General features: G+C 67.3%; 25 protein-coding genes. 4 read left to right on the forward strand and 21 right to left on the reverse strand.

Translation table 11 applies throughout. The annotated features are described in order from the left end of the window. Positions 1-28: 28 nt before the first annotated feature. The 10 genes from GobsT_RS03635 to GobsT_RS03680 form a co-directional block, all read right to left on the reverse strand. Positions 29-1,243, reverse strand: coding sequence for a PulJ/GspJ family protein (locus GobsT_RS03635; RefSeq protein WP_148087597.1), 1,215 nt, complete (start codon positions 1,241-1,243; stop codon positions 29-31). A 104-nt stretch (positions 1,244-1,347) separates the two neighbouring features. Further along, entirely contained in the window at positions 1,348-2,412 is a 1,065-nt protein-coding gene (locus GobsT_RS03640; RefSeq protein WP_109571324.1) for a type IV pilus modification PilV family protein, read from the reverse strand. Between the two features lie 152 nt (positions 2,413-2,564). After that, positions 2,565-3,701 carry a pilus assembly FimT family protein gene (locus GobsT_RS03645; RefSeq protein WP_010042725.1) on the reverse strand — a complete coding sequence of 379 codons (1,137 nt, stop codon included), beginning with the start codon at positions 3,699-3,701 and terminating at the stop codon, positions 2,565-2,567. Beyond that, positions 3,698-4,660, reverse strand: a complete 963-nt coding sequence (locus GobsT_RS38605) for a type II secretion system protein (RefSeq protein WP_010042727.1) — start codon at positions 4,658-4,660, stop codon at positions 3,698-3,700. The genes GobsT_RS03645 and GobsT_RS38605 overlap by 4 nt, the downstream gene beginning before the upstream one ends. Before the next feature lie 12 nt (positions 4,661-4,672). Continuing rightward, entirely contained in the window at positions 4,673-5,488 is an 816-nt protein-coding gene (locus GobsT_RS39305) for a type II secretion system protein (protein WP_010042728.1), read from the reverse strand. 90 nt (positions 5,489-5,578) lie between these two features. Further along, on the reverse strand, positions 5,579-6,823 hold the full coding sequence (locus GobsT_RS03660) for a type II secretion system F family protein (protein ID WP_010042729.1): 1,245 nt from the start codon (positions 6,821-6,823) through the stop codon (positions 5,579-5,581). 104 nt (positions 6,824-6,927) lie between these two features. Then, entirely contained in the window at positions 6,928-7,290 is a 363-nt protein-coding gene (locus GobsT_RS03665) for a four helix bundle protein (protein WP_010042730.1), read from the reverse strand. Between the two features lie 134 nt (positions 7,291-7,424). After that, a complete protein-coding gene (locus tag GobsT_RS03670) occupies positions 7,425-9,365 on the reverse strand; it encodes a GspE/PulE family protein (RefSeq protein WP_010042736.1) in 1,941 nt (646 codons plus the stop codon). Positions 9,366-9,446: 81 nt separating this feature from the next. Continuing rightward, a complete protein-coding gene (locus GobsT_RS03675; RefSeq protein WP_010042738.1) occupies positions 9,447-10,613 on the reverse strand; it encodes a type IV pilus twitching motility protein PilT in 1,167 nt (388 codons plus the stop codon). A gap of 217 nt (positions 10,614-10,830) precedes the next feature. Continuing rightward, positions 10,831-12,540 carry a GspE/PulE family protein gene (locus GobsT_RS03680; protein ID WP_010042743.1) on the reverse strand — a complete coding sequence of 570 codons (1,710 nt, stop codon included), beginning with the start codon at positions 12,538-12,540 and terminating at the stop codon, positions 10,831-10,833. Positions 12,541-12,970: 430 nt separating this feature from the next. Here GobsT_RS03680 and GobsT_RS03685 point away from each other — a divergent pair, with 430 nt between their 5' ends. The 3 genes from GobsT_RS03685 (at position 12,971) to GobsT_RS39310 (ending at position 15,559) form a co-directional block, all read left to right on the forward strand. Next, the gene (locus GobsT_RS03685) at positions 12,971-14,077 is read left to right on the forward strand and encodes a Gfo/Idh/MocA family protein (protein WP_010042750.1); all 1,107 of its coding nucleotides are present in this window, start codon (positions 12,971-12,973) and stop codon (positions 14,075-14,077) included. Between the two features lie 289 nt (positions 14,078-14,366). Beyond that, on the forward strand, positions 14,367-14,819 hold the full coding sequence (locus tag GobsT_RS37450; RefSeq protein ID WP_010042753.1) for a Uma2 family endonuclease: 453 nt from the start codon (positions 14,367-14,369) through the stop codon (positions 14,817-14,819). An 11-nt stretch (positions 14,820-14,830) separates the two neighbouring features. Continuing rightward, positions 14,831-15,559, forward strand: coding sequence for a hypothetical protein (locus GobsT_RS39310; RefSeq protein ID WP_010042756.1), 729 nt, complete (start codon positions 14,831-14,833; stop codon positions 15,557-15,559). A 17-nt stretch (positions 15,560-15,576) separates the two neighbouring features. Here GobsT_RS39310 and GobsT_RS03700 read toward each other — a convergent pair whose 3' ends face one another. From GobsT_RS03700 to GobsT_RS03720, 6 genes are all read right to left on the reverse strand, one after another. After that, complete coding sequence (locus GobsT_RS03700; protein ID WP_010042758.1) at positions 15,577-16,590, reverse strand: tetratricopeptide repeat protein; 1,014 nt, start codon at positions 16,588-16,590, stop codon at positions 15,577-15,579. Between the two features lie 216 nt (positions 16,591-16,806). Beyond that, positions 16,807-16,938 carry a hypothetical protein gene (locus GobsT_RS40375; protein WP_010045938.1) on the reverse strand — a complete coding sequence of 44 codons (132 nt, stop codon included), beginning with the start codon at positions 16,936-16,938 and terminating at the stop codon, positions 16,807-16,809. Beyond that, a complete protein-coding gene (locus tag GobsT_RS03705; protein WP_010045936.1) occupies positions 16,935-17,243 on the reverse strand; it encodes a patatin-like phospholipase domain-containing protein in 309 nt (102 codons plus the stop codon). The genes GobsT_RS40375 and GobsT_RS03705 overlap by 4 nt, the downstream gene beginning before the upstream one ends. Continuing rightward, the gene (locus GobsT_RS03710) at positions 17,231-17,752 is read right to left on the reverse strand and encodes a hypothetical protein (RefSeq protein WP_010045934.1); all 522 of its coding nucleotides are present in this window, start codon (positions 17,750-17,752) and stop codon (positions 17,231-17,233) included. Before GobsT_RS03710 ends, GobsT_RS03705 begins: the two co-directional genes overlap by 13 nt. Continuing rightward, on the reverse strand, positions 17,749-19,107 hold the full coding sequence (locus tag GobsT_RS03715; RefSeq protein ID WP_010045933.1) for a hypothetical protein: 1,359 nt from the start codon (positions 19,105-19,107) through the stop codon (positions 17,749-17,751). Before GobsT_RS03715 ends, GobsT_RS03710 begins: the two co-directional genes overlap by 4 nt. A 160-nt stretch (positions 19,108-19,267) precedes the next feature. Next, positions 19,268-19,900 (reverse strand): hypothetical protein, encoded by a 633-nt coding sequence (locus GobsT_RS03720; protein WP_010045931.1) that lies wholly within the window; start codon positions 19,898-19,900, stop codon positions 19,268-19,270. On the opposite strand from GobsT_RS03720, the gene GobsT_RS03725 reads away from it, so the two are divergent. After that, positions 19,899-20,243 (forward strand): hypothetical protein, encoded by a 345-nt coding sequence (locus tag GobsT_RS03725; protein WP_148087598.1) that lies wholly within the window; start codon positions 19,899-19,901, stop codon positions 20,241-20,243. The genes GobsT_RS03720 and GobsT_RS03725 overlap by 2 nt on opposite strands. Before the next feature lie 128 nt (positions 20,244-20,371). Here GobsT_RS03725 and GobsT_RS03730 read toward each other — a convergent pair whose 3' ends face one another. From GobsT_RS03730 to GobsT_RS03750, 5 genes are all read right to left on the reverse strand, one after another. Next, positions 20,372-20,575, reverse strand: a complete 204-nt coding sequence (locus GobsT_RS03730; RefSeq protein WP_010045926.1) for a hypothetical protein — start codon at positions 20,573-20,575, stop codon at positions 20,372-20,374. After that, positions 20,506-21,393 (reverse strand): hypothetical protein, encoded by an 888-nt coding sequence (locus GobsT_RS03735; protein WP_010045923.1) that lies wholly within the window; start codon positions 21,391-21,393, stop codon positions 20,506-20,508. Before GobsT_RS03735 ends, GobsT_RS03730 begins: the two co-directional genes overlap by 70 nt. Before the next feature lies 1 nt (position 21,394). Then, complete coding sequence (locus GobsT_RS03740) at positions 21,395-21,664, reverse strand: hypothetical protein (protein ID WP_010045920.1); 270 nt, start codon at positions 21,662-21,664, stop codon at positions 21,395-21,397. 42 nt (positions 21,665-21,706) lie between these two features. After that, complete coding sequence (locus GobsT_RS03745; protein WP_010045918.1) at positions 21,707-22,141, reverse strand: hypothetical protein; 435 nt, start codon at positions 22,139-22,141, stop codon at positions 21,707-21,709. A 322-nt stretch (positions 22,142-22,463) separates the two neighbouring features. Continuing rightward, complete coding sequence (locus GobsT_RS03750; RefSeq protein WP_010045917.1) at positions 22,464-24,470, reverse strand: serine/threonine-protein kinase; 2,007 nt, start codon at positions 24,468-24,470, stop codon at positions 22,464-22,466. Positions 24,471-24,472 lie beyond the last annotated feature (2 nt).

Below are 24,472 nucleotides of genomic sequence, written 5' to 3' on the forward strand. Positions count from 1 at the left end.
CAGGCGGTGTTCGGGTTCGTCCGGGACGTTACAGTTCCACGGCCGTCGTGGTCTGGCGCGTTTGCTTGTTGCTCGGGTTCCAGCACCGAAGCCGGATCTGGATGCCGGTGATGCGGATCGGCTTGAGCACCGGCCCCGTAACCGTTGCGGTCGCCAGGTTGGCCGGCGCCCGCAGGCTCTCGTCGCCCGTGTCGTACTCGCCGTTGAACGGCAGCGCGTCGTACGGGTAGTCGGTGTTGCCCAAGTTAAAGGGGCGGGGCCAGATGTTGCCGGTCGCGGGCGCCAGGTAGGAGACGCCGCCGGTCTGTGGCCCGGTGAACTTCAACTCAAACGAAGTCACATAGTTGTGCAGCACGTCCTCGCCGATCCGGTAATTGGAGATCGACTGTCTCACCAACCGGCTGCTGCGGGGGGTGAGGTTGTTGAGGTTGAGCACGTCGTACCGGGTCTGGGCACTATCGTAGGAGCACGCGATCACTTCGAGCGGGTCGGCCGGGGCCATATTCTTTGGGGCGCCCAGATACGATTTGAGTATCGACTCGTAGGCCGGATCGTCGTCCGTGTTCCGGGCCGCCAGCCGCTGCCGCCGGATCAACTTGTACACCTCCGCTCCCCCCGCCAAGCCGGACGTTGTGCGGGGCGGGTTGTGCCGTTCCAGGAAGTACGCCACCTCGGCGCAAGTGCCGGTGATGACGTTCGGGTCCCCCATCGGCACGTCCGCGGTCAACGTGTTCTGCGGCGCGCCGCCGGGCACCACGATCGTAAACTGCATGAAGTGGCTGCCCGCCCGCGACGAGCCGAACCCGGCGTTGTCGTCCCCCTCTTCGACGTTCCAGGTCGGCGGCTGAGACGGGTCATACGTCCAGCCGGTTCTCGACTTCGCCGGCGGGGCGTACACCCAGAAGTACCCGGACCGCGGCGGCTTGTAGGTGAGCTGGCCGTTGACCACCGTTGCCTGATCGATCCGCTGGTCACTCACTTTGCGGCCCAGGTTCGGCTTGCCGTCCTCTTCGAGGAAGTGGTCGAGTTGGAGGTCGCGACGCATGACCGCGATGGCCATACGCTCCTGGCCCACAAAGTCGCCCTGGGCCTTGGCCTCACTCACCGTGTTCGTGATGATCGTGGTGGCCTGAACCAGGATGCTCATGAGGATGAGCGTGACGGTCACCACCACGAGCAGTTCGGGCAGGGTGAACGCCGCCCGGCCGCGGCGGGCGGGGCGATGGATCGTGCGAGAGGTCATGCGGTCGTCCTCGTCGGGAGCGGCTGGCCGCCGGTCCCGGGTTCGCTCGAAAGTTTGGGACGTGTGTTGGTCGTTCTCGGGTGTCGGGCACCGGTCCGAAACGGTCACGGGGCGAAGTTACCGGTAAGTTCCGGCCGCTCGAACACCCCGGCGATGCCCGGCATCACCACGACCGTTGCGTTGTACTGGCCCGTGCTCCCATCCAGCCGCTTGACCGGGGAGTCGAGTTCGATGTCCAGTGTCCCCGACCCGTCGTCGGCGGCGCTCACCACGCGGTAGAAGTTCGCGTGCCGGATGGAGCCGTCGATCGTCGCGTCCATCAGCCAGCCGCCCTTGCGGATCTCGACGTTCGCCGGGAGCAAGCTCGACGAGATCCGAAGCGCGGTGGAACCCGGCGTAAAGGCCACGCCAGCGGTTTTGGGAATAACGTGTTCAGACCCGGCCGGATAGAACTGGTGCCGACGATTACTGAACACCACTATTTTGAGCGTTGCGGTTGTCCGGTTGCTGTTGGTCGGGCGTTGGATCACGGCCAGCGCGTTGTACCGCAGCTCGCGCACCGTAATGCTGCTACTCGGAGTCAGGCCCGAAACCACCTGCGGTTGCGAATTCTCGTCCCAGGAGAAGCCGTCGGGCTGGCTCCACATCCGCCACGCCAGCGAAGCCTCCTGCGTGTTCAGCGTGTTCCAGCCGGACGGCGGGGTCGCCGGCGGCTTGTACGGGGCGAACGGCGGGTTGAGCCGCGTTCCGTTCATCGTGCGCCGGGGTATCAAGGTGGCCCCACCGTCACCCACGCGGAGTTGTGCGGCGTCCGAAGACAATCGCCCTGACACCCCCATCGGGTCCAGGAACACCGGATAACTCGCCTCGGTCGCAGCGGGTACGGTGAGGCCGCTGCCCGCATCATCGAGTGCCGGCCAGAACGGCTCGCGGTCCTGATATGTGGGGTCATCCTGCCGGGCGAGGTCGTCGGCGATTTTGTCCTTCCAGTAGCTCCGCACCAGGGCGTCGATGCTGGTGGCGAGGGTCGCGGTGCGGTCGGCGACCAACGCATCGCTCATCTGTTTGGCGCCGAACGGCACCATGCTCATCACCCCGGCCAGTCCGATCGCCACCACGAAGATGGCGACCAGCAGCTCGGTCATCGTCAGTCCGGGTCTGCGGGTCATGTGTCGCCCTCGCGGCGGCCCGGGTGGGGCGGGCGCCGGTGCTGTGGTCCTGGGTCGGGTACGGGTCCGCGGGGCCGAGCACGCCCCGCCGTGAATATCATTCGCTCGGCGGCTCAGGGCGCCAAAAATCGACGCCCGCTTTTTTGCTGCCGCTACTGCCCCAGATCGCGAACCAACTTGAACGGTTCGCCGCCCGACGTGTAACTGGTCCCGTTTCCGGGCCACGCGATGTTGTTGTGCGCGATCGTACCGGACGAGCGAATTGCGATCACATGTTGTTCGCCACCCTTTTGCAGCGCGTCTACCAAGTCCTGCCCCGTCTTATAAGCCGCTAACCGAGGGGTGGGGGAGGCGGGAGGAGGAGGGGTGGTGGGGGGGATGATTGTGTATACGGCGGGCTTGGTGTAATCACGCACCCACAGGAACAGTTGACCGCCGCTGCCGCCGAGCAGCTTGCCGTCCGGCCCGAATATGACATCCAGGTCGGTGGTGGCGTTCACCCGGTCCGGAACGCTGACGTTCAGGTCCACGCAAATCTTCTTGGGCAGCGGGATGATCGGCTCGCCCACGAGTGGTACGGCCAGCAGGTAGACCGCGAAGTTGTAGACCACGGCCTGCGTGCTCCCGCCCATGACCGCATCCGGGTACACCTCCAGAACGGCCTCGACGGTGTACAAGTTTTTCGCATTCGGCCCGGTTTTTTTCACCGTTGTGGGGACGGGTATGCTGGGTAGAGCGATCTTGTTCCAGGAGTTGAAGGTCGGCATCACGATCGTGCAACCGGGCTGAATCAGGTCCGCTTCTTCCGATTTTAAGTTTTCAATGAAACAGCGGCGGCCGTTGATCGCACCCGCGTTCATCCCGGACGACACGAACCCGTAGTCGAACCGGACCCGCGGCGCGAGGTTTTCGATTAGCTCGGGGGCAGTCCCCAGGTTCGGGTTGCTGGCCCGCGGGAAATTTAGTGGGGTCGTGGTCGGAATCAGCGGCGGGGGCTGTTCCACATACTGCATCTCGGTGACCCACCGAGCGTCAGTCTTGTCGTCGTTGGTTGCGTCGTTAGAGAGCACGAACCGGATGCCGCGCGGGGCTTTATCGCGGGCCGCCATGCTCTGAGCCATACGCAGTTGCGCGGTGATGTCGGAAACCGCATACCGAACCCGGTCCTGGTCCCGGGCACCCGGATAGAGCAGCAGGACGAGCCCGGCTAGCGCCAAGAAGATCGAGATGCCGACCAGCAGTTCGACGAGCGTGAATCCGCTGCGGCGGGTGTTCTGGGTGCGGATCATTGTTTGCCCCCTTTCCCCCCGAACCGATCAAGCCGGTAGCCGAGGCGGTCATCTTCTTGAGACAAGTCACCCGACGCATATGGAGGAACGGGGAGTTGTGCGCCTTTGGGTGTGAAGTAGTCGTAGCGCCGATCTTTCCCAGCGCATAGCACCGTCGGCACCCGGTTGCGAGACGCGGTACCCGGGGTGACAAAACCCAGTGCAGGGCTGATCGTGCTTGTGGTGCCCCAACTGCCCATCAAACCTTTCGGGTCCAGTGGGTCGATAAAATCCCTGCCGTCGTTAAACTTGCGGTTCACATAGGGCGGTTGGTCGAGTTCGCTTAGCTGGAGCCACCGGTAGTAGATAAGCGGTGTGCCGTAGGGATCGACGAATACCGTGTAGTCGGTGTTCGCAATTTTGAGCGGCTTCTGTTCGCCGGTGATTCCCCCCGCGTCCCCGGTCCCGCCGGCAGTCGCTCGCTCTGCCAGAATCAGGTACAAGAGCACGGCGCGGTGTTGGTCCGGCGTGCCGGCCGGCGTGCCGCTGCTGCTCTGATTTTTGACCGGGGCGAAAGTTCGCTTCCAGTCGTAGGTGTAAATGGTTGTTGCTCCGGACATGATCGAAAACGTGCTGGTCGCCTCGTCAAAGGTCTCCGGAAAGTGGACCTTTAGTGTGGCCGCTGTGTGGATGGCCAGGGCCTTATCTTTGTCTCCACCGCAAAATGTCACGATCGCTTGCGGTGCCCCTTCACGGTGGCACTTTTGCACCACAAAGCTGTAGTCTTCGCGCAGTCGCACCTGAAGCTGGCTGACCTGGTTATCAGCCGTGTTTGTCATGGCCGACTCTTTGAACTTCATCGTCCCGGCGACGACGAGTGCGGTCAGTATTCCGATGATCGAAATGACTACAAGCAGTTCGACCAGCGTAAACGCATGTCGGTGAGCGGAGCGACCGCGTGCGAGAGTGTTCGTGTGCATGGCGTCCTCCGGTTATTGCGGGCCTGCGCCGAGCTTGGCTTGCGAGAAGTTGCTCCAGTCGTCATCGCCGCCCCCGGTCGGCACATTCGTCCCCCAGTCGCCACCCGGACCGAACTTGGCGTCCTCACCTGCCGAAATAATCTGGATGCCTTTTGGGTTCTCGTACTTCTTCGGGTTCCCACGCCAGAACGGGCTCGACGTGGTCGTTTCCTCCTTCGCGTTCTTCCAGGTGAACGATTGCGTCCCGTAATTGCCCTGACGATTGAAGAAGATCGCGTAGGGGCTACCATAGGGGTCGATGAGTTTGGCCCGGCCCGTGGCGACCGGCTCATACATGCCGCTCTTGAGTTGCAGAAACGGCCCTTTGCGAGATTCGCCCGGGCTGCCCGCGTCAAAAGGAAACTGTGAATTGTTGGAGAAGCCCGTGTACCGAGTGATTTCCCCCCCGGTAAGGAAAAACAACGCGACCTCGTTTCCATCCGTCAAGGTCACGGTCGGCAACTTAGTGTTGGTTATGTCGAGGTTCGGAAACAGGTGCTTGAGGTACATGGCTTCGGCATCGCCCGCACTGTACGAGGGCATAAGCCTGAACGGCCCCTGAGGAAGGTAGCCGGGCCTGCTCAGTGCCTCAGAAGCGCAAAACATGTCGGCCGCTTGCGAGATCTGGCTCATTCGCCACTGGTTTTCGCTCCGCTTGATGCCGGTCCGCACCTTCATCACCGCCGGGACCAGGAGCCCGATCAGCAGCGCGATGATGCCGATCACCACCAGCAGCTCGATCAGCGTGAAGCCCGCCCGCCGGTTCCGGCCCGTCCGCCTCAGGTTCATGACGTGTCCCCTCAGAGAGTGCGGAGGGCGGAACCCGGAACGCCGGCAGCGGTCTTCGCCCCGCGTTCCGAGGTCCGCACCCCGAATGGCTTACTTGCTCAGACCTTCCAGCAGCTTGATGAGCGGCAGGAACAGCGAGATCACGATGGCGCCGATGGTGAAACCCAGGAACACGATCATGATGGGCTCCAGCAGCGAGATCAGCGACTTGACGAGGTTGTCCACCCACTCGTCGTAGAAGTCGGCGATCTTGTAGAGCATCGTGTCCAGGTCGCCGGTCTCCTCGCCCACCTCCACCATATTCACGACCATCGCGTCCACCAAACGGGACTCGCGGAGCGGGTCGGCGATCGTGTCGCCCTCGCGGATCGACTCGAAGATCCGCTGGAACATCCGCTCAAACACCGCGTTGTTGGCCGTCTCCTTCACGATCGAGATGGCCTCCAGGATCGGCACGCCGGAGCTGATCAGGGTGCCCAGCGTCCGCATGGTCCGGGCCACGATCGTCTTCTCGACGAGCTGGCCCACCACCGGTATCCAGAGCGTGGCCCGGTCCAGGGCGAAGTTCCCGGCCCGCGACAGCCGGATCAGCTTGATCAGGAAGTACAGTGCGGTTGGGAACAGTGGAATGGTCCACCAGTACTCGGACATCCAGTTCGAGACCCGGATGAGCGTCAGAGTGGCCCACGGCAGGGTCATCCCGAACTCGTCGAAGATCTTCTTAAACTTCGGGATGATCGCCACCATGATGAAGGTGAGGATCGCCACCGCGACGAAGATCACGACCGCCGGGTAGACCATCGCGCCGATGATCTTGGACTTGAGGCTCTGGGCCTTCTCGAGGAAGTCCGCGAGCCGCTGGAGAATGATTTCCAGCGCACCACCGGCCTCGCCGGCCCGCACCATGTTCACGTACAGCTTGCTGAACGCCTTCGGGTGCCGGCTCAGGGCCTCGGACAGCGCCGAGCCGGACTCGACGTCGTCCACCACGTCGATCATGGAGTTCTTGAGCGCGCTGGGCGGCATCTGCCGCTCCAGGATGCGGAGCGACCGGAGCACCGGCAGGCCGGCGTCCTGGAGCGTCGAGAACTGGCGGGTGAAGGTCACCAGTTGCTTCTGCTTGACGCCGCCGATGACGAACGTCTTGCGGCTCTTGCCGGTCTTCTTCTTCCCCTTGCCCTTGCTCCCCTTGCCCCCGGCGACCGCGGTCAGCTTGGTGACGAAGTACCCCTTCGCCTTGACCTTCTGCTGCGCCTCTTCCTCGTTGGCGGCTTCGATGGAGTCCTTGACCTCGGCCCCGGACGTGTCCAGCGCCTCGTACTTGAACGTAGGCATCACTTTCTCCAATGCGGAATGCGGAATTCGGAATTCGGAACCGAGACACCCGCACCCGCGGGCCACCGTCGCTCGTGCCCCCTTGCGAGGAGGGGCGCCAACCGTTACCGGGTGCCGTTTCGGGTGGTCTTGATAGACGCCACCACCATGGCCACGATTTCACCGGCCTCCGCGTGCAGGTCGGCCAGTGCCTCCGGCTTCACCAGCCCGCCTTCCGTCAGCAGCTCGAACCAGTAGGCCGATTCGTCGGCCTCTTCCTCAACAACCCCTAACTTCGCGACGAACTCCGCCGGCGACCGCCCCCGGCACGCGGCCCGGTAGTTGGCACCCACCGAGGTCGCGCTGCGCAGGAGCTGCTTACCGATCACATCACCCGAACGCGTGGCCGGCAAAGTGTCCACCAGCCGCATGACGCGAAGGGCAAACGCCTTCGTGCGGACACGAAGGTCGGGCGACTTCTTGGGCAATGCGGAACCCTTGGGCAATGCGGAATGCGGAACGCGGAATTCGGAATCAGAAGACGAAACCGGCGAGTCGGCCCCCATCTCATGCTCCGCTGTGTTGCTGCTTTAATTCCGAATTCCGCACTCCGCATTTTCCCTTAGGCCTCGTCTTCCTGCACCGTCTCGCGCACCACCTCGTCGAGGGTGGTGGTGCCGGCGAACAGGGCCTTCAGGCCGGCCTCGCGGAGCCCCGGGGTGCCGGTCTTGCGGCAGTACGCCCGGACCGCGTCGGTGCTGGCCCCGCGGCTCACCATGTCGCGCAGGTCGTCGTTCATGACCAGGATCTCGTACAGCCCGGTGCGGCCCTTGAACCCGAGGTTGTTACACTTGTCGCACCCCTCGCCGTAGTAGAACGGCCGCTTGCCCACCTGATCCGGGGTCAGGTTCACCTCCATGATCTGCTCGCGGGTCGGCTCGTAGGCGGTCTTGCAGTTCACGCACACGCGCCGCACCAGCCGCTGGGCCTGGATCGCCTCCACCGTGGCGGTGATGAGGAACGGCTCCACCCCCATGTCGCGGAGCCGGGTGATCGACGACGGGGCGTCGTTGGTGTGCAGCGTGCTAAACACCAGGTGCCCGGTGAGCGACGCCTGGATGGCGATGCCGGCGGTCTCGAGGTCGCGGATCTCGCCCACGAGGATCACGTCCGGGTCCTGCCGCAGGATGGCCCGCAGCGCGCTGGCGAAGGTGACGTCGATCTCGTGGTTGATCGGGCACTGGATGATGCCGTCGATCTCGTACTCGACCGGGTCCTCGGTGGTGATGAGCTTGGTCTCGATGTCGTTCAGCTCGGACAGCGCCGAGTACAGCGTGGTGGTCTTGCCGGCCCCGGTCGGGCCGGTCACCAGGACGATCCCGTTGGGCTTGTGGATCACCGCCCGGAACGTGCCGAGCAGGTCCGGCGGCATCCCGATGCGGTCCAGCGACAGCCCGACGTTGGTGCGGTCCAGCACCCGGATGACGACGCTCTCGCCGAACAGCGTGGGCAGCACCGACACCCGCATGTCCACCGGGTTGCCGCCCACGTTCAGCTCGATGCGGCCGTCCTGGGGCATGCGCCGCTCGGCGATGTCCAGGTTCGCCATGACCTTGATGCGGCTGGCGATGGCGGTGGCGAGGTGGCGCGGCGGGGGCACCATCTCGTACAGCACCCCGTCGCACCGGTACCGCATCTTGTACTCGTCCTCGAACGGCTCGAAGTGGATGTCCGAGGCGTGGTCGCGGATGGCCATCAGCAGCACCATGTTGATGAGCTTCCGGACCGGGGCGGCGTTGGCCATCTCCGCCAGGTCGCCGATGTCGATGCTGTTCTCGCGGCCCGTGGAGGCGGACCCGATGCTCTCGTCGGCGGCGATCTGGGCGTACACCGACGAGATGGACTCCTCCTTCTCGTTCGAGTAGGCCCGCTGCATCAGCGCCTGGACCTGCTTGGGCGGCCCGAGGATCGCGTTCACCTGCCGCACCCCGGGCAGCAGGTTGCGGAGGTCGTCCGTGGCCTGCATGTTGTTGGGGTCGGACATCGCGACCGTCAGCACGTCGTTCTCGAAGCTGATCGGGACGAGCTTGTACACCTCCGCGATGTTCTTCATCACCAGCTTGACCGCGGCCGGCGTGGGCTTGGTGTCCTCCAGGTTCGCCACGCGCATGCCGTGAATCTCGGCCTGCGCCTGGAGCAGTTGCTCCTCGTTGATGAGCCCGCGCTGCATGGCCAGCTCGCCGAGCTGCGCGTCGGTGGTGCGCAGGTCCTCGTAGAGCGTCTCGACCTGCGGGCCGTCGAGGAACCCGAGGTCCTCGAGCTTCTTGGCGAGCTGGCGGGTGTTGGCGTCGATGTACGAGAAGCGGTCCTTGGCCGGGGCCTTCTTGGCGGCCGGCTGCGGCGCCGCCTTCTGGGGCGCGGCGCCGGCCTTCTGGGGCGCGGCCCCGGGGCGCGGGGCGCCCGCCTTCGGCGGCTGGCCGGCGGGCGGCTTCGGCGGCCCCGCGGCCGGGGCCGTGGGCTTCTTGGGCGGGTTCGGGTTGCTCGGCGGCGTCGGCGTGGCCATCGGTGTTCCTGTGTGTGGAGGATGAAGCTGAGGGCGGGGCGTCAGCCCCTGGGGTTGTCCGGGCAGCGGGGCGACGGCCGCTTACCGCCTCCGCCGCTTGCGGTCGTTGTCGTCGTCGTCCTCTTCGTCCTCGTCTTCGTCCTCCTCCTCGTCCTCGCCGCCCCCCTCCTCGTCTTCGTCTTCGAGGCCGCGTTCGGCGTGCGCGATCTTCGCCGCCAACTCGTTGGGCTTACTGGACTTGAGGAGCACCTCTTCCTTCTCGCACAGGTCCTCGCGCCACAGCCGGAACAGCGAGTCGTCCAGCAGGAACATGCCGTGCTTGCGCCCGGTCTGCACCGACGAGTCGATGCGGTACGTCTTGTTCTCGCGGATCAGGTTCCGGATGGCGGGCGTCACCACCATCATCTCGTAGGCGGCGATGAGCCCCTCGGGCTTGCGCGGCAGGAGCGCCTGCGACAGCACCCCGATGAGCGAGCCCGAGAGCTGCGTGCGGATCTGGTCCTGCTCGTTCTCGGGGAACACCGTGACCACCCGGTCCACGGTCGAGGCCGCGCCGGAGGTGTGGAGCGTGCCGAACACCAAGTGCCCGGTTTCGGCGGCCTCGAGCGCCGCCCGGATCGTTTCGAGGTCGCGCATTTCACCGACGAGGATCACGTCGGGGTCCATGCGCAGCGCCCGGCGGATGCCCTCCTTGAAGTCGGGCACGTCGATCCCGATCTCGCGCTGGTTGACGGTGCTCTTCTTGTGCTTGTGGAAGTACTCGATCGGGTCTTCCAGCGTGATGATGTGGCGGTCGTAGTTGTCGTTCAGGAAGTTCAGCATCGACGCCAGCGACGTCGTCTTGCCGGACCCGGTGGGGCCGGTCACCAGGAACAGCCCGCGGGGGCGGATGATGAGGGACCGGATCGCTTCGGGCGTTCGCAGTTGCTCGAACGTGAGGAACTGGCTCGGGATGCGCCGCAGCACCATCCCGACGGTCCCCTTCTGTTTGAACACCGCGACGCGGAACCGGTAACCGTCGACGTACTCGATGGCGAAGTCGGCGCCACCTTTCGTCTGCAGCTCCTGCTGACACCGGTCCGGGGTGATGGACTTCATCAGCCCGGTGGTGTCGTCGTTGTCAAGGATCAGCCCGCCGAGGTCGAGCTTCTTCATACGCCCCTGGTGGCGCACGACCGGCGGCTGACCGACGCTAATGTGCAAGTCACTCGCTTTGAGCTGGATCACCGTCGCGAGCAACTTCTCCATTGAGACTTTAGGCACGGGGTACCCCTTTGCCAGAGCGACGGTGCCGAGGCGGACACAAATGGCACCAAGGGCGCGTTCGCGTCCCGGTGTCGCATTATCTCCGCCGCGGCCGGCGCAACCAAAAACGGATCACGAACGCGCGGGCGAGTAAAACCGACACGATTCAAGTTCGACCGGAGCCCATCGGACCCCGGTCTCTATCGGCCGCCGACCGGCACTAAGCTTCGCGGGCAACGAGCACTTCCGCGTGGCAGGTGCTCAGCACCTCCTCCAATGTGGTGCTGCCCCTGATAGCTTTCAGAATCCCGTCTTCGAGCAGCGAACGCATCCCGCCCCCCCGCGCCTTCCGGCGAATGTCCTGCGTTGGGGCCTGGGCAAATGTCATTTCACGAATTGCCGAGGTCATTCTTAACATCTCGAAAATGCCCTGGCGACCGCGGTAACCTGTTTGCCGGCAATGGTTACAGCCGCGGCCCTTCATGAAGTTCGCTTTCGAGAGTTCTTCCGGCGTGAGGCCGCCCGCCTTAATCTCTGCCGCTTGCGGCTGATACGACTCGCGACACTTGATGCAGTTCATCCGCACCAGACGTTGAGCCATGATCGCGATGACCGAGCTGGCGATGAGGAACGGAGGCACTCCGATGTCACCGAGGCGGGTCACAGCACTGGGCGCGTCGTTCGTGTGCAGTGTCGAGAAAACCAAGTGTCCAGTCAGAGAAGCCTGCACGGCGATTTCTGCGGTCTCCTTGTCGCGAATTTCGCCTACCAAAATAATGTTAGGCGCTTGACGAAGCATGGCGCGAATAATCCGGGCGAAATCGAGCCCGATGTTGTGTTTCACCTCGACCTGGTTGATCCCGGGCAGGTAGTACTCGACCGGGTCCTCGGCGGTGATGATTTTCCGGTCCGGACGATTGAGTTCGTTGAGCGCGGAGTACAGTGTGGTGGTCTTCCCCGAGCCGGTCGGTCCGGTGACCAGGAAGATCCCGTTGGGGCGCTTGATGATTTGCTGGAACCGCATGTAGTCGTCTTCCGCAAATCCCAGGTCCTTGATGCTGACCTGAATGTTGCCGCGGTCCAGAATGCGCATGACGGCCGACTGGCCGTGGACGGTCGGCAGCAGGCTGACCCGCAGGTCGAAGTGTTTGCCCTGCACCGTCATCTTGATGCGCCCGTCCTGCGGGCGGCGCTTCTCACTGATGTCGATCTGACCCATGATCTTGATACGCGACAGCATCGGAGCCAGTAACCGCCGGGGGGCGGCGTCGCGTTCGACCAGCACGCCGTCGATCCGGTACCGGATCCGAACGCGGTCGCCGAACGGCTCGATGTGGATGTCCGACGCGCGGAGGGTGATCGCTTCCGAGATGACGAGGTTGACCAGCTTCACGACCGGCGCGTCCGAGTCGTCGGCCGAAGCCATCGCCGTCGTGCTTTCGGTCTGGGTGAACTCGATCGCGGTGTCGGTGAACTCGACGAGCATGGAGTCCACGGACTCCGTTTCCGACTGACCGTAGTTCGCGTTGATGGCCTCCTGGATCTGCTCCTGGACCGCGAGAACCGGCTTGATCTCCTTGTTCAGAATGAACTTAAGCTTCTCGATGGTCTCGTAGTTCGTCGGGTCGGCGGTGATGAGCGAGAGGGTGTTGTCTTCCAGGTTGAGTGGAATAACGAGGTTCTCGCGGGCCACCGACTCGGGGACCAGTTCGATGACCGCCTTGGCGATGCTAACCTCTTTGAGGTCGACGAATTGCATCCCGTAGAACTCGGCGATCGCGGACATCACCTCGTTGGCCGCGAGGTACTGGAGCTTGATGATCGCGTCCTGGAGCTTGAGGCCGGTGGCTTCCGCCTCGGCGATCTGGTCCGGGCTGATCATCTTCTTGCGGAGAAGAATGTCCGCGAAGTCGCCGCGCGCTTTGGCCATGAGAGGTCTCCTTTTCGTGGAAACGTGAACGACGAGACGGGCGGGCGAAGAGTATCGGATCAGGTTAAGGCGCTGGTTCAGAAGTTGACCGCTGAGCTGACGCCGACAGTGAACGTGGCCGCGACGAACGTGTCATCGGAATCCGAACTGACCAAGAGCACATGAATGGATGATGAGTTCAGTGTGACACGCCGCGCAGCGTGAGTGCAAGTGTAAAGAACGTGAAAGGCGCCAAAAATTGCGCCTTTGTAGCCCTGTTGCGCGCGTTTTCTCACAACTCTCTTGGCCCATCAATGATCGGTTCGGGCTCTCCGCCCCGAGTTCCAAACTCGGCGACGCCACTCACACGAGCAGGCGTATGACAGCGCGGGGAGGGGTCGACAGGTGGGATCCAGAAGCAAGCATCTGAAGCGACCGGAGGGCTCCTCCCGTGGCGAGGAAGTATCGGGTCGGGGTGATCGGGGCTACCGGGCGCGGCGACTACGGGCACGCGGTCGATGTCGCGTTTCGGAAGCTCGATAACGTCGAGATCGTAGCCGTCGCGGACGCCAGCGAGGCGGGTCGGGTCGCGGCCCAGAAGCGGACCGGGGCGCCACGCACATACGCCGCTTACAAGGACCTACTTGCGAAAGAGAAGCCGGACCTCGTCGCGGTCTGCCCGCGGTGGATCGACCAGCGCCACGACATGCTGATGGCCGCCGCCGAGGCGGGGTGTCACATCTATACGGAGAAGCCGTTCTGGCGCACGCTCAAGGAGTGCGACGCGGTGGCCGACGCACTCGACATGCGGCACCTGAAACTGGGGATCGCGCACATCAGTCAGTACTCGCCGGTACTCGACACCGTACTGAAGGTCATCGCGGACGGTGTGATCGGCGACCTTCTCGAGGTGCGCGCCCGCGGCAAGGAGGACGCCCGGGGCGGGGGCGAGGACCTGTGGGTGCTCGGGTCGCACGTGTTCGGCCTCATGCGCAGCGTGGCGGGCGGGAACGCGGTCTCGTGCTACGCCACAGTCGCTGCACAGGGGCGTGCCGTCGGGAGGGCCGACGTTAAAGACGGCGCAGAAGGGCTCGGGCCGCTCGCGGGCGATCACGTCCAGGCCACGTATGCGTTTCCGAAGGGTGTGCAGGGGTACTTCGCGAGCCGCAAGGGCGCGGCCGGAGCGCCGACGCGGTTCGCGGTGCAGGTCTTCGGCTCGAAGGGTGTCATCGAACTGGAGAGCGGCTACCTGGTGAAGGCCGCGTTACTGCGCGACGCCGGATGGTCCCCGGCGCGGAGTGGGGCGAAGTGGCAATCCATCACCTCCGCGGGGATTGACAAGCCCGAGCCGCGCACCGACGGAACCTACGAGGGCGGACACGTCGCCGCGATCACCGACCTGATCGGAGCGATCGAGCAGCGGCGCGAAACCAAGTGTACCGCCCGCGACGCGACCGCCATCGTCGAGATGATCGCGGCGGTGTTCGAGTCACACCGACTCGGGAAGCCGACAGAACTACCGCTGAAAACCCGCGTCAACCCCCTGACCCTGCTCTGACATCGAAGCCGCCCTGATGCGCGAAACTTCATGGTTCCGTGCGGCACACATTCCCCGCGCCCGTTCGGGGCGTTTCCGGATACCGGCAGGTCCAAGTCGCCAAACGGCCAAACTGAAAATCGAATTTCGGCGTGCGGCCCTGGAACCGGTCGGTTACACTTTGCGGGTGTCCTTTCCCGGGCAGTTTGCGACCAGCGTTGGCAATAAGCTGCCCACCGCCTTTCCGCTCCGAACGACCGCATCCAATCACCTCGTGCGGCGGGCCGGGGCTCATTCGGAGGTTCCGAGCATGTCGACCCCCGTTCTGCCCGCGCACCGCGTGCAAGCCGCCACCGCACAGCGCATGACCGAGAACTGGCTCCGCAACGTGTTCGCCCCGAACCTGTACACGGTCCACTGGCACGACGGCACCGACGCCAGCGCCCCGGACGTGTCGGTGGTCCGCGTGCACCCGGCCACCGACGCCGAGCGCGTGCCGGTGCTGGTGGTCGAGATCGAGGACGCCGACGCGGGGTACGATTTAGCCGAGCAGGCGAGCCGGCACGCCGCCGCGGGCGTACTCGACTACTGGGTGATCGACGTGGTGGCGCGGCAGCTCCACATCTTCCGCGACCCGCGCCCGGACCCGGCCGCGCAGCACGGGTTCTCCTACAACTCGGTCAGGCTCTGCTCGCCGAACGCGCTGGTCTCGCCGCTCGTCGCGGAGCTGCACCTCGCGCAGGTGGTGGACCTGCTCCCGTAGCGACCCGCCCGATGACCGAAGACGAGTGGCTCTCGCCGACCGACGACGCCGCCCGCGTGCGGCACGCCGCCGAGCACCTGCCGCCGCGCCGCCGGCGGCTGCTGGCGGTCGGGCTGTGCAGAACCGTCACCGGTTTGGTCACGCACCCGGACTTGGCCGCCGCGCTCGATGTCGTCGATCAGTACGCCGACGGGCGGGTGACGGCCGGCGCGCTGGACCGCGCCCGGCACGCCTGCCGAGCCCTCGCGCAGCAGTCTTACGACGCCTACCGGCGGGCCACTGACACCGGCGCGGATGCGCTCACCGCCCACGCGTGCTCGGATCTGGCGTGGGCGGTTGCGTTCGCAGCCACCGACCCGCTACCGCTCGAAATGGTCGGCACGCGCGCGCTCGGCGCGGTGGTCCAGACGCGCACCGGCGCGACCGGCCTGCTTTTTGCCACGTCCCCCGAGTTTCATGCCGCTGTCGCAGCTCACCTGGCCCTGATGCGCGAGATGGTGTGGGAGGTGGCCGGGAACCCGTTCCAGCCGTCACACTTCGTACCCGCGTGGCGCACCGACACCGTGACCGCGCTCGCCAAACAAATGTACGAGACGCGCGATTTCGCCGCGATGCCGATTCTCGCCGACGCGCTCCAGGACGCGGGTTGCGACAGCGACGCCCTGCTGCGTCACTGCCGTGGCGAGGGAACGCACGTCCGCGGGTGCTGGGCGCTAGACCTGGTGCTGGGACTCGAGTAGCTGCTCTTGGCTCTGCGTCACTTGAACAGCGCAATCGGCCCTGGGGCGGCGAGCCGCCTCTCGGCGGTGCGGAACAGCTTCTCGGCCTCGGCCCTCTCTCCCCCGAACCACAACTGGTAGCCGAGCAGGAACTCCAGTGCGGGCTGCCCGGGGTTGTCTGCCGTCGCGTTCTTGAGCGCGGCGAGGTGGGCGGCGTACCGGTCGGCACGGCCGTCGTACAGTTCCGTCGGGTCGAACGGCGCCGCGGGCCACTTGGGATCACGCGCCAGCCCGTCCCGCACGCGCGCTACCGCTTCGACGAACTCACCGGCTGCGAACTTCGCCTGCGCGTGCAAAAAGTACGTTCGCGCGTCGCCCGGATCGGACGCGCTGGCGCGTGTGAAGTGATCGGCCGCGCGGCCGTAGTCGGCCGCGGCGAACGCGGCCCGTGCCAACCCGATCTGGCGCGCGGCTTCCTTTTTCGGGTCCGGATCGGCGCGGTCCATCGCCACTTTCACCGGCGCCACAAACGGGTTGAACGCGATCACCGGTCCGGGCCGCACGTCGGCCACCCGGGCGATCGCGGGGGCGGTCCGTTTCTTCGGCGCAATGACGAGGAAGTCACCCTCTTTTGCGCCGCGCGGGAACAGGCCGCCGTCGTCGCGCGGGGCCGCCCCGGCGACAACCACCTCCGGCGTATCGCGGCCGAAATCCCCGCCGAGAATGATTGGGGTCGGAACGACGATGACCGGCCGACCGAACCCGACGAGCGGCGCCGGCGCCAGCCCCACAGGTCCGAACGGCCCGAACGGCGAGACCGGGACCAAAGGCGGGGCGTAGTACACCGCACGCGACACGTACCCGCCCGCGAAACCGCTCACGCGAAAGTGAGGGCCGCCGACCGAGAACCCGAAGCCGGTGCGGTACGTGTACGAGTAACCGCCGAACCCGTATCCGGGGCCGCACAGCGGGCCGCACGCGAACTGTGCGCGCGCCGGGGCCAGTTCCGCCAGCACGAGCACCGCACACGCCGCCAGGATGAAGCGCGCCATGCCTTATCCCCGCTCACGTTCGAACAGCCGTAAGGTCCGATTATCCGGCGCCGCACGCCGCGCCGCAATCGGAGCTTGAAAGTCGGCGCCGCAACGGGCTCCCTGATCCATGTGCCCGGTAATATGGCCGCTTTTGTTGACGAGCCGCGACCGCCAGGGAGCGGTGCCACGTATCCCGCTCCCTGGCGGTCGCGGCTCGTCAAGAAAGCGACACGGTCACCCGTTTGCCCCGCAGACCGCGGGTGCCGCCGGGGGCACCCAGAGGTACACGCGTTCGAGTTCCGTGAGCAGCCGGTTGACCTCACTCTGGGCGGCCAGAACGATTTGCTCGCGCTGCTCGTCGGTCATCGGTCACTCGCGATGTCGATCCCGTAGTTGTCGTAGTAGCCCGCGTCCACCACCCGCCGACCGGGGTTCGTCGGCGGGGTTACGGCCGGGCTGACGAACGGGAACGACGCGTTCATCCGCGCCGCGGTGGCGACCGAGAACGTCGCCCGTGTCTCCGGAAACAGATTGTAAAACTCCACCGCGCCGAACGACGCGATCTTCCCGTCCGGCCCGTCGGTCTGGCACAGCGGGGCGAGGTCCAGGTTGCTGATCAGGAGCCGCCGGGCGTCCTCGACCAGCATCAGCGAGAAGATCAGCGACGGCACGCGCGCGTCCTCCTCGGCCGCGGGTCGGGCCGGTCCGTCGTCGGGTACAGCTTGCCCACCAGCGACAGCGACAGCGGTTGCCCGCGGAGCGCCTCGCCGCCCGCCGAGTACCGCCCGATCACCAGCCCCTTGCTGTTCTGCCGGAAGTACCCGGTGTACTCCGTCGGCTCGGTGATCTCCCACACCCCCGTGAGGCACACTCGTTCGGGTGGAGGAGCCGGCGCACGCCCCGGCGGTCCGGCCCCCGCGCAAGTCGGCGCGGGTGTCAACGGTCCGGTCGGCCGCCGGAACGGGTAACGTCCGGCGCGCAGCGCGCGGCGTAGTAAATCCCACAGGCCCAACGGGTACACCGGCCGCTTGGCCGTGCCCGGGCCGTTCCACACGTCGTAGTACCGGGCGTCCTCGAACACCGCGTCGCGCACCGCGGCGAACGTCGAGCCCGGGTGCGCCCAGTCCTCCGGCGTGGCCCCTTCTTCGCCCGGATACACGGTCAGGCCATCGGTGCTCATGAGGACGCCCCTCCCGGCGCGCCGGGGGGCGGCGTCGGGGGCGCCACCGCCAGCGTGACCGCCTGGCGGAGCCGGCGGAGCTGGCGCTTCGACCGGTACAGCAGCACCAACGGGAACAGGAACACGGCCAACACGATCAGCGCGATCGCCACGAAGACGATGCGGGTCCGCGTCGTCAGGTCGGCCACGGGCACCGGCATCGGCTCCTCCTGGGCCTCGGCCAGGTACGGCCACTCGTCCAGGAACGGCCGGTCGTTCGCGGTCGGCCGGCCGGCGTCGTACTTGGCCGCCTCCTGCACCTTCGGCGACCGCGGGGGCACGAACGACAGCTCGTACAGTTGGCAGTCGCCCTGCTCGCACGTCAGCTTGGCCACGTCGTCTTCGAGCCGCCGCCCGTTCGGGAACCCCGGCGGGTGCCGGCGGGTGAAGATGGCCACGTCGGGTTGGTCGTCGAACGAGCGCAAGTTGAACTCGGCCGGGAACAGGTAGCGGAGCGCGTCGGTCCGCACCCCCGGCTTCTCACGGGCCTCGCGGATCGCCTTCACGTGCTCGCTCGGCGGTATCGTGTTCAGCAAATCGAACCGCGGGAGCTGCGCGCGCTGGGCGCGGCCGACGTGGCCCACCTGCGCGCCGTTGCGAGATCGCGTGGCCCACACGAGGAGCGAGTCCGTGCCGGGCGTCCGTGGGAACGCACTGTACGGCACCTCCACCGCCATCGCGATCACGTTGGTGCCGAAGAACGCGGGGAAAATGAACGGGTCGTCGCGCACCCCCGCCCCCCACCTCGTCACCGTGGACAGCGGCACCTCTTGCAACCCGTTGCCGCGGTCCGCCTCGACCTTCCGGCTGAGAAAGTTCTGGTCGGTGAACGGTTCCAGGCTGTTCTTCAGCTTCATGGTGATGCGGAACGTCGGCCTGATGGCCTCCGGGTGGTCCACCACCCCGCCGTACCGGGCCGTGTTGCGCTCGTCTGCGCTGGTCGGACGCGCCAGCTCCTTCGGGTAGTTGATCTTCGCCGATCGCGCGCTGTCCACGTTGATGACGAACTCGAACGCGTCCAGCCCGCGGTACGGCGGCGTGGCCCGCAGCCGGTTCGCGCCCACGATCAGCACGAGCTTCTCGTCCTGGGCCTTGCTCAAGTCCTTCTCGCTCCCGCCCTTGGTCCGTTTGCCGTCGTAAACCGGGAACACGAACAGCCCGGTCAGCCCGCGCTCGGGTTCGTCCGAGCGCCGAAACGGGTCGATCGGGTCGGCATGGTCGGACGCGCCGGCCCCGCCGGGCGTCGCGGCGGCCCCGGCCGCGAGTACCAGTGCGAGCGCGAGTGCCGCCCGCGGCCGGGTAAGAACGCGGGGCATGGCGTCGCTTAATGTGTTGGCATTCACAATCTTTACAGACTCCAAACGGTTCTCGCGGGCCACGACCCGCGTGACGGTCCGGGCCGATGTTCGTAGCCGGCTCCCAGCGAACGGCCCGGGCGAGCGCGAACAGTTCCGTTAGCCCCGAGGCTCCTCGGGGCTAACGGAACCGGTTGCCCCCGATGTGCGCCGATCGCACGGAGGTCAGGTTCCGCCAGAACGCGGCCAGGTTGGCGGCGAACTGGCCGTGCCCGGTCGGCGACAGGTGGTTCGAGTGCCGGCGGAGCCACGAGATCGGCTCCGAGCGCGAGCCCACCAAGTCCCGCGCCACCCGCTCCTGCCCGGCCCCACCCTCCGGGGTCGGGATCGCGCCGGTCACCCCGTCGCGCTTCCCGCCCGGATCGAAGACGCGCCCCAGGAACCCGCCGGTGTAGCCGCCGCCGGAAACCGTGGACAGAAAGTCCACGTGGCGCAACCACCCCGCCCGGGCCAGCGCCTGGATCACCCCGTACGCGCCTTCCAGCACCACCTTCGCTGGGCGCCGGTCGCGGAACAGGAACCGCAGGTCGGACGTGGTGGTCTGGAACCACCCGCGGGTGCCGTGCCGGCCGTCCTCCCAGCCGGTGCTGAGCCCGAAGAACCGGCGGATCCGGTCGAAGAACCCGCGCCGGTTGTAGTGGCAGTGCTCGAGCCGCTCGAAGTACGCCCGCATCCGGTCGCCGCGCCAGCCCGGGTCGCCGGTCGCCTCGGCGATGTGGTCCCAGTTCTCGGCGGGGCCGGACACGATGATCATGGCGTTGTGGATCGCGCACCCGCCGCCCCCCTGGGCGCGGGTAGAAGATGCCCGCCTCGTTCTCGGGGTGCGGGGCCGGGGAGCCCGGCAGCGGGGCATGAACCTTCGGGTCGAGGCTGTCCGCGGGCGGGCCGTCGAAGTGCCGCACGAAGAACCGCAGCGCGTGCCGCGGGTCCTCGGTGACCTCCGGGTGCAGGAGCGGCATGTCGGCGTTCTCGACCCGCGCGTCGGCCGGCTTCGCGGGCTTTTCTTGCCCCATCTCGGCGATCAGCACCGCGTACCCGCGCTCGGCGAGCCGGGCGGCCAGCGGCGCGACGCCGGCGCCCGCCCCGACGACGACTAACGGCGACGCCTCCGGTCGCTGCCGGTCCGTGCGGATCTCGGGCATGGGTACGGGCCTCGGGGGCGGGAGGGCGGCCCAGGGCCGGCGCGGGGGCACCCGGGAGCGGCGGGGCGTAACGGGGCCGGCGGTCAGAACGTCTTCAGCAGCGCGATCCGCTCGCGCTTCTCTTCGTCCGACAGGCGCCGGATGAACTCGTAGTCGTGGCCCAGGTCGGTGACGTGGGCCGGGCACTTGCTCGCATTAATCAGGGCCGACCCGACCGTCAGATCGAAGTCCGCGCGCCGCGCGCCTTCGCGTCCTCGTTCGTGTCGCCCGGCTTCACGTCCCTGCACTTCAGGAATTCTGCGCCGGGCGCGCTCAGCCGGTCGGGCTTGTTCGCGAGCGGCGTCTCGGGGCCGATGCAGGCCAGCGCGTTGATCGGCGTCCCCCGGGGAATCGGGAACAGGCGCAGCACGACCACCCCGGTCGGGTACCCGTACACGGGGTACTCGTCCGGGTGCTTCCGCTCGCTCGGGTCGTAGGAACTCGCGTCGTACCACTTCTCGCCGTCAACCGCGGGCCGGTATCCGACGTGCGGCGGGCGCTTTTCCGGCGCGTCGCCGGGCAGCACCCGGCACGGGCCGTCGTCGGGCCGGATCGGGCGCGCGAACCGGACCCGGTAGGTTTGCGCGTCTTCGCCCTCGAACGGCAGCCGGGTGCCGGGCTCGTTGACGAGCCACGTGCGGGCGAACCGGGCGTCGCGGTGGCCGGGGGCGGGGAGCCACGGCAGGTCGATGGTGCCGTACCCGTACCGGGCGAGCCCGTCCCACCACGCCTCGTTCCCGGCGGCCCAAATGGTCCAGGCGTTCCGCCCCTTGATCGCCGCGCCGCTCCGCGCGAGCGGTTGGGCGCCATCGCCGCCGGAACTACCGACCGCGTCCGTGTCCTTGAAATAGTCGAGGCGCGGGGGCCGGTAGTATTCCTCGGCGGCCTGCTTCCGCAGCCCCTTGTCCGCGCCTGGGCCGAGGCCCCGGTACTTCTCGGCTCCGGGCGCGTAGCACCCGGAGCCCGCAGCCCGGCCCGCGCCTCGTCCGGCGGAACGTCCCCGGCGCGGCTGACGGCGAGCGCCGTCAGCCGCGCGAGCGCAGCCCCCAGGAACATATTCTTGCACATTACAGTGGTTCGGTCGTTCGAGATTTCCGGAGGTCGCCTCGCGTGTGCTGGTGCGGCGCGGCGGGGAGCGTATCGGCGGCACCCGCCCCTGGGCGGGCCAGTTCGCCCGCGAGCCGGTGCGCCAGCTCCCGCGCGCCCAACCCGCACCCGAGCCGGGCGGTCACCCACTGCACGAGCCCGGGCGGGCCGCGCCCCAAGTCGATGACCCGGGCGATCAGCGGCAGGAGCCGGGCGCCCGGGTCCCGCCCTGCGTTACCGCATCCCGCCACGCCACGCCCTCCCCGTTCGGTTCACCCGTTCCTGCGCGGCGCTCACGGCGTCGGTGTCGCGCTGAGGTGCGTCAGCACCTCTTTGGATTTCAGCTCTCCGTCGGTGGTGACGGCGGACACGGTCCCGCCCTCGGTGCCGTCGGTCTTGATCCGCACCGTAATCGAGAACGTACCGTCCTCGTCGGTAACCACGGTCCTCCCGGTGAGCTGGGCGACCGCCCCTCCGAACGTCACCGTCCGCCCGCCCGGTGTCTCGTCGACCACACGCCCGGTAATCAGAAAGTGCCCGTTCCCGATCTCTGCGGACTCGAAATCAACGATCTCGGGGGCCTTGTTCACCGGCACGGCGGCCAACGCCACGAGGACCGGCTGCGTGCCGGTGGGCGGTTCCAACCCCAGCCCGGACGGCTGGTCCCGCCATTCGAGCGCTTCGAGCGTGAGCCGTGACCGGAACGGTGTGGGGCGTGCGTGCGTCATTCGACATCCTCGTCGGGGTGGGGCGCGCGGCGCCTGCCGCGCGATCGTTCACCCGCTCCATCGAGAACGGTGTGCGAAAAATGTCAAAAATGGTGGCGGGAGCCCACGGGACACATGCAGAAGGGACGTGCGGCTGTCTTCGCTTCACGAACTCGGTTAGCCCGGTTTGCGCAAAGTGCCACGGTGCATCAACTTATCGCCCGCGGGCGTGAAGCGATTGGGGTGCAACAGTACCCGGGTAACGCGGAACGGCGTGGGTAGTGATCCGAAAGGGCGCGACAGCAGATGTGACGGAAACGGCCGCGGGAAGCGGCTCGATAGGTTAAGGCGCGCCGCCGGCCTGAGCGAACGTGTGTGGGTCGAACGGCGGGCGAGCGAGGTGCGGGTCCACCGCGGCCGGAACGGGCGCGCCAGGGGGCAACCCGCACAGTTCAGCTCGCTCCTTCACGCCGAGCTGCTTTTGGAGGATCGGATCGGTGAGCAGCCGTTCGGGCGGGCGGCCGAGTCGGACCGCTTGCTTGAGGCACCACACGGCCCGTGCGTGCGAGTGCTCCCGTCCCCCGCCGAAGGTCAGCAGCACGAGGGCCGCGTTCGTGTACATCTCGGGCGACTCGGCCGGCCCCGCCAGCGCGGCTTCGATGTCGTCCAGCGCTGCGGGGTCGTCGCTCACCTCGTAACCGGTCGCGAGTACGAGCCGGAATCGGACGTACGCTCGGTTCAACCGGGCGGCGGGCATGTCGGGCGCCCGTTCCAGCGCCGCAGCGACCTCGGCCCGGGCGCACAAGAGCCGCGCCCGCGTCCCTCCGCTCTGCAACAGCGCCCGGCCGAGGTTGTTTCGCACCCAGGCCGGCGCAAATTTCGCGCGGACCGCCTGGCGGTACAATTCGACCGCGCCCGCGTGATTCGCGGCGAGCGAGTGAGCGTAAGCCAAATACGCGGCGTTCCGCCCGGACGGCTCCAACCGGTCGGCGTCCTCGAAGCTCTTGAGGGCCGCAGCAACGTACCCCTCTTGAAGGGCACGCCGGCCGCATTCGAAGTGCTCGGCGGCCGTGGCAGGTCTCTCGTGCCGGGGCTCCGGTGGCAACTCGGGCGCTGGACGCGCCGGCGGAGCGGGTTCGGCGGATGACGGTTCGACGGACCGGCGCGCGAGCGCGACGGCGACGAGCCCGCTCAGCACAACCGCGAGCGCGACCAACGTGGCCGCGAAGCAGCGGACGCGGCGGGCGAGGTGCCGCTCGAGCGCGGCCCGCACCCGGCGGATGTCCGGCCGCCGTTCGGGGATTGGGTCCAGGCATCGGCGCACGAGACCCGCGAGGGCGGCCGGTGCGACCGGCGGTCGGGGAGGAATCGACTGCCGGAGCAGTTCGGCCGCCGCGCGAGCCGCGTCGGTGGTGCCCGGTTCGGCCGGCACGTGGCCGGTCAGAAGCTCGAACAGCAGCACCCCGAACGAGTACACGTCGGCCGCGGTGGCCGGCGCCGCCGCACCGCCGCCGGCCACCACGCGGAGCCACTCCGGCGGCATGTAAGGGAGCGTGCCGCCGCACCGGTGTGCCGGGGCCGCGAGGTCGGCGCACAGGTTGAAGTCGATGAGGTACGGCCGCCCGTCCGGCGCGACGATGACGTTCGACGGCTTCAGGTCGCCGTGTACCAGCCCGGCGCGGTGCAGGTGCTCCACCGCGCCGGCGAGCCGGGCGGCCAGCGCCACCCGCCGGTCGAGCCCGAGCGGCGCCGGGGCCGCAATGAGGTCGCGTAGCGTGGTCTCTCCGACGAACGGCATGCACACGGCGGCGAAGCCGTTGGACTGACGCGCCCAGAGGACGGGCACGATGTGCGGGTGCGTGATCGCCCCCAGAACGCGCGCCTCGCGGGACGGCCCCGGGGTCAGTTTCAGCACCACCGATCGGTCGCCGGCCTCGGGGTCGAGGGCCAGGTACGCGCGGGCGAACGCGCCGCGGCCGAGTTCCCGGACCACCACGAGCTGCTCGAACCGGTCCCCGGGCTGCGGCCACGCCGGCGCGGCGGCCAGCAGCTCCGGGTGATCGGCGAGCTGCCGGTGCCCGTCGAGCACCTCGCGGACCAGCGCTTCGTGCGCCGGGAACCGGGCGGCGAACTCGTCCACCGCCGGCGCGGGACCGGCCTCCTCGCGGAGGCAGTACTCCTCGTACGCCAGATCGATTACCAGCGACGGGTAATCGAGCAGCACGGGGTGCTCGGCGAGCGCCGCGGCGGCGTCCGGGGCGGCCCCGGCGCGCCACGCCCGCTTGAGCGACTCGGCGAGCGCGGCCGGCGCCGCGAGTGACGGGTCGACGAGGCCGGTGACGGTCGCCACGG

It is taken from the genome of Gemmata obscuriglobus (assembly GCF_008065095.1).
Lineage (GTDB): Bacteria > Planctomycetota > Planctomycetia > Gemmatales > Gemmataceae > Gemmata > Gemmata obscuriglobus.

Bases quoted from the DNA above. Each gene is read 5' to 3' on its own strand.
- GobsT_RS03635 (WP_148087597.1), bottom strand. From the start codon at position 1,243: ATGACCTCTCGCACGATCCATCGCCCCGCCCGCCGCGGCCGGGCGGCG.
- GobsT_RS03640 (WP_109571324.1), bottom strand. From the start codon at position 2,412: ATGACCCGCAGACCCGGACTGACGATGACCGAGCTGCTGGTCGCCATC.
- GobsT_RS03645 (WP_010042725.1), bottom strand. From the start codon at position 3,701: ATGATCCGCACCCAGAACACCCGCCGCAGCGGATTCACGCTCGTCGAA.
- GobsT_RS38605 (WP_010042727.1), bottom strand. From the start codon at position 4,660: ATGCACACGAACACTCTCGCACGCGGTCGCTCCGCTCACCGACATGCG.
- GobsT_RS39305 (WP_010042728.1), bottom strand. From the start codon at position 5,488: ATGAACCTGAGGCGGACGGGCCGGAACCGGCGGGCGGGCTTCACGCTG.
- GobsT_RS03660 (WP_010042729.1), bottom strand. From the start codon at position 6,823: ATGCCTACGTTCAAGTACGAGGCGCTGGACACGTCCGGGGCCGAGGTC.
- GobsT_RS03670 (WP_010042736.1), bottom strand. From the start codon at position 9,365: ATGGCCACGCCGACGCCGCCGAGCAACCCGAACCCGCCCAAGAAGCCC.
- GobsT_RS03675 (WP_010042738.1), bottom strand. From the start codon at position 10,613: ATGGAGAAGTTGCTCGCGACGGTGATCCAGCTCAAAGCGAGTGACTTG.
- GobsT_RS03680 (WP_010042743.1), bottom strand. From the start codon at position 12,540: ATGGCCAAAGCGCGCGGCGACTTCGCGGACATTCTTCTCCGCAAGAAG.
- GobsT_RS37450 (WP_010042753.1), top strand. From the start codon at position 14,367: ATGTCGACCCCCGTTCTGCCCGCGCACCGCGTGCAAGCCGCCACCGCA.
- GobsT_RS39310 (WP_010042756.1), top strand. From the start codon at position 14,831: ATGACCGAAGACGAGTGGCTCTCGCCGACCGACGACGCCGCCCGCGTG.
- GobsT_RS03700 (WP_010042758.1), bottom strand. From the start codon at position 16,590: ATGGCGCGCTTCATCCTGGCGGCGTGTGCGGTGCTCGTGCTGGCGGAA.
- GobsT_RS40375 (WP_010045938.1), bottom strand. From the start codon at position 16,938: ATGACCGACGAGCAGCGCGAGCAAATCGTTCTGGCCGCCCAGAGTGAG.
- GobsT_RS03710 (WP_010045934.1), bottom strand. From the start codon at position 17,752: ATGAGCACCGATGGCCTGACCGTGTATCCGGGCGAAGAAGGGGCCACG.
- GobsT_RS03715 (WP_010045933.1), bottom strand. From the start codon at position 19,107: ATGCCCCGCGTTCTTACCCGGCCGCGGGCGGCACTCGCGCTCGCACTG.
- GobsT_RS03725 (WP_148087598.1), top strand. From the start codon at position 19,899: ATGGCGTTGTGGATCGCGCACCCGCCGCCCCCCTGGGCGCGGGTAGAA.
- GobsT_RS03720 (WP_010045931.1), bottom strand. From the start codon at position 19,900: ATGATCATCGTGTCCGGCCCCGCCGAGAACTGGGACCACATCGCCGAG.
- GobsT_RS03745 (WP_010045918.1), bottom strand. From the start codon at position 22,141: ATGACGCACGCACGCCCCACACCGTTCCGGTCACGGCTCACGCTCGAA.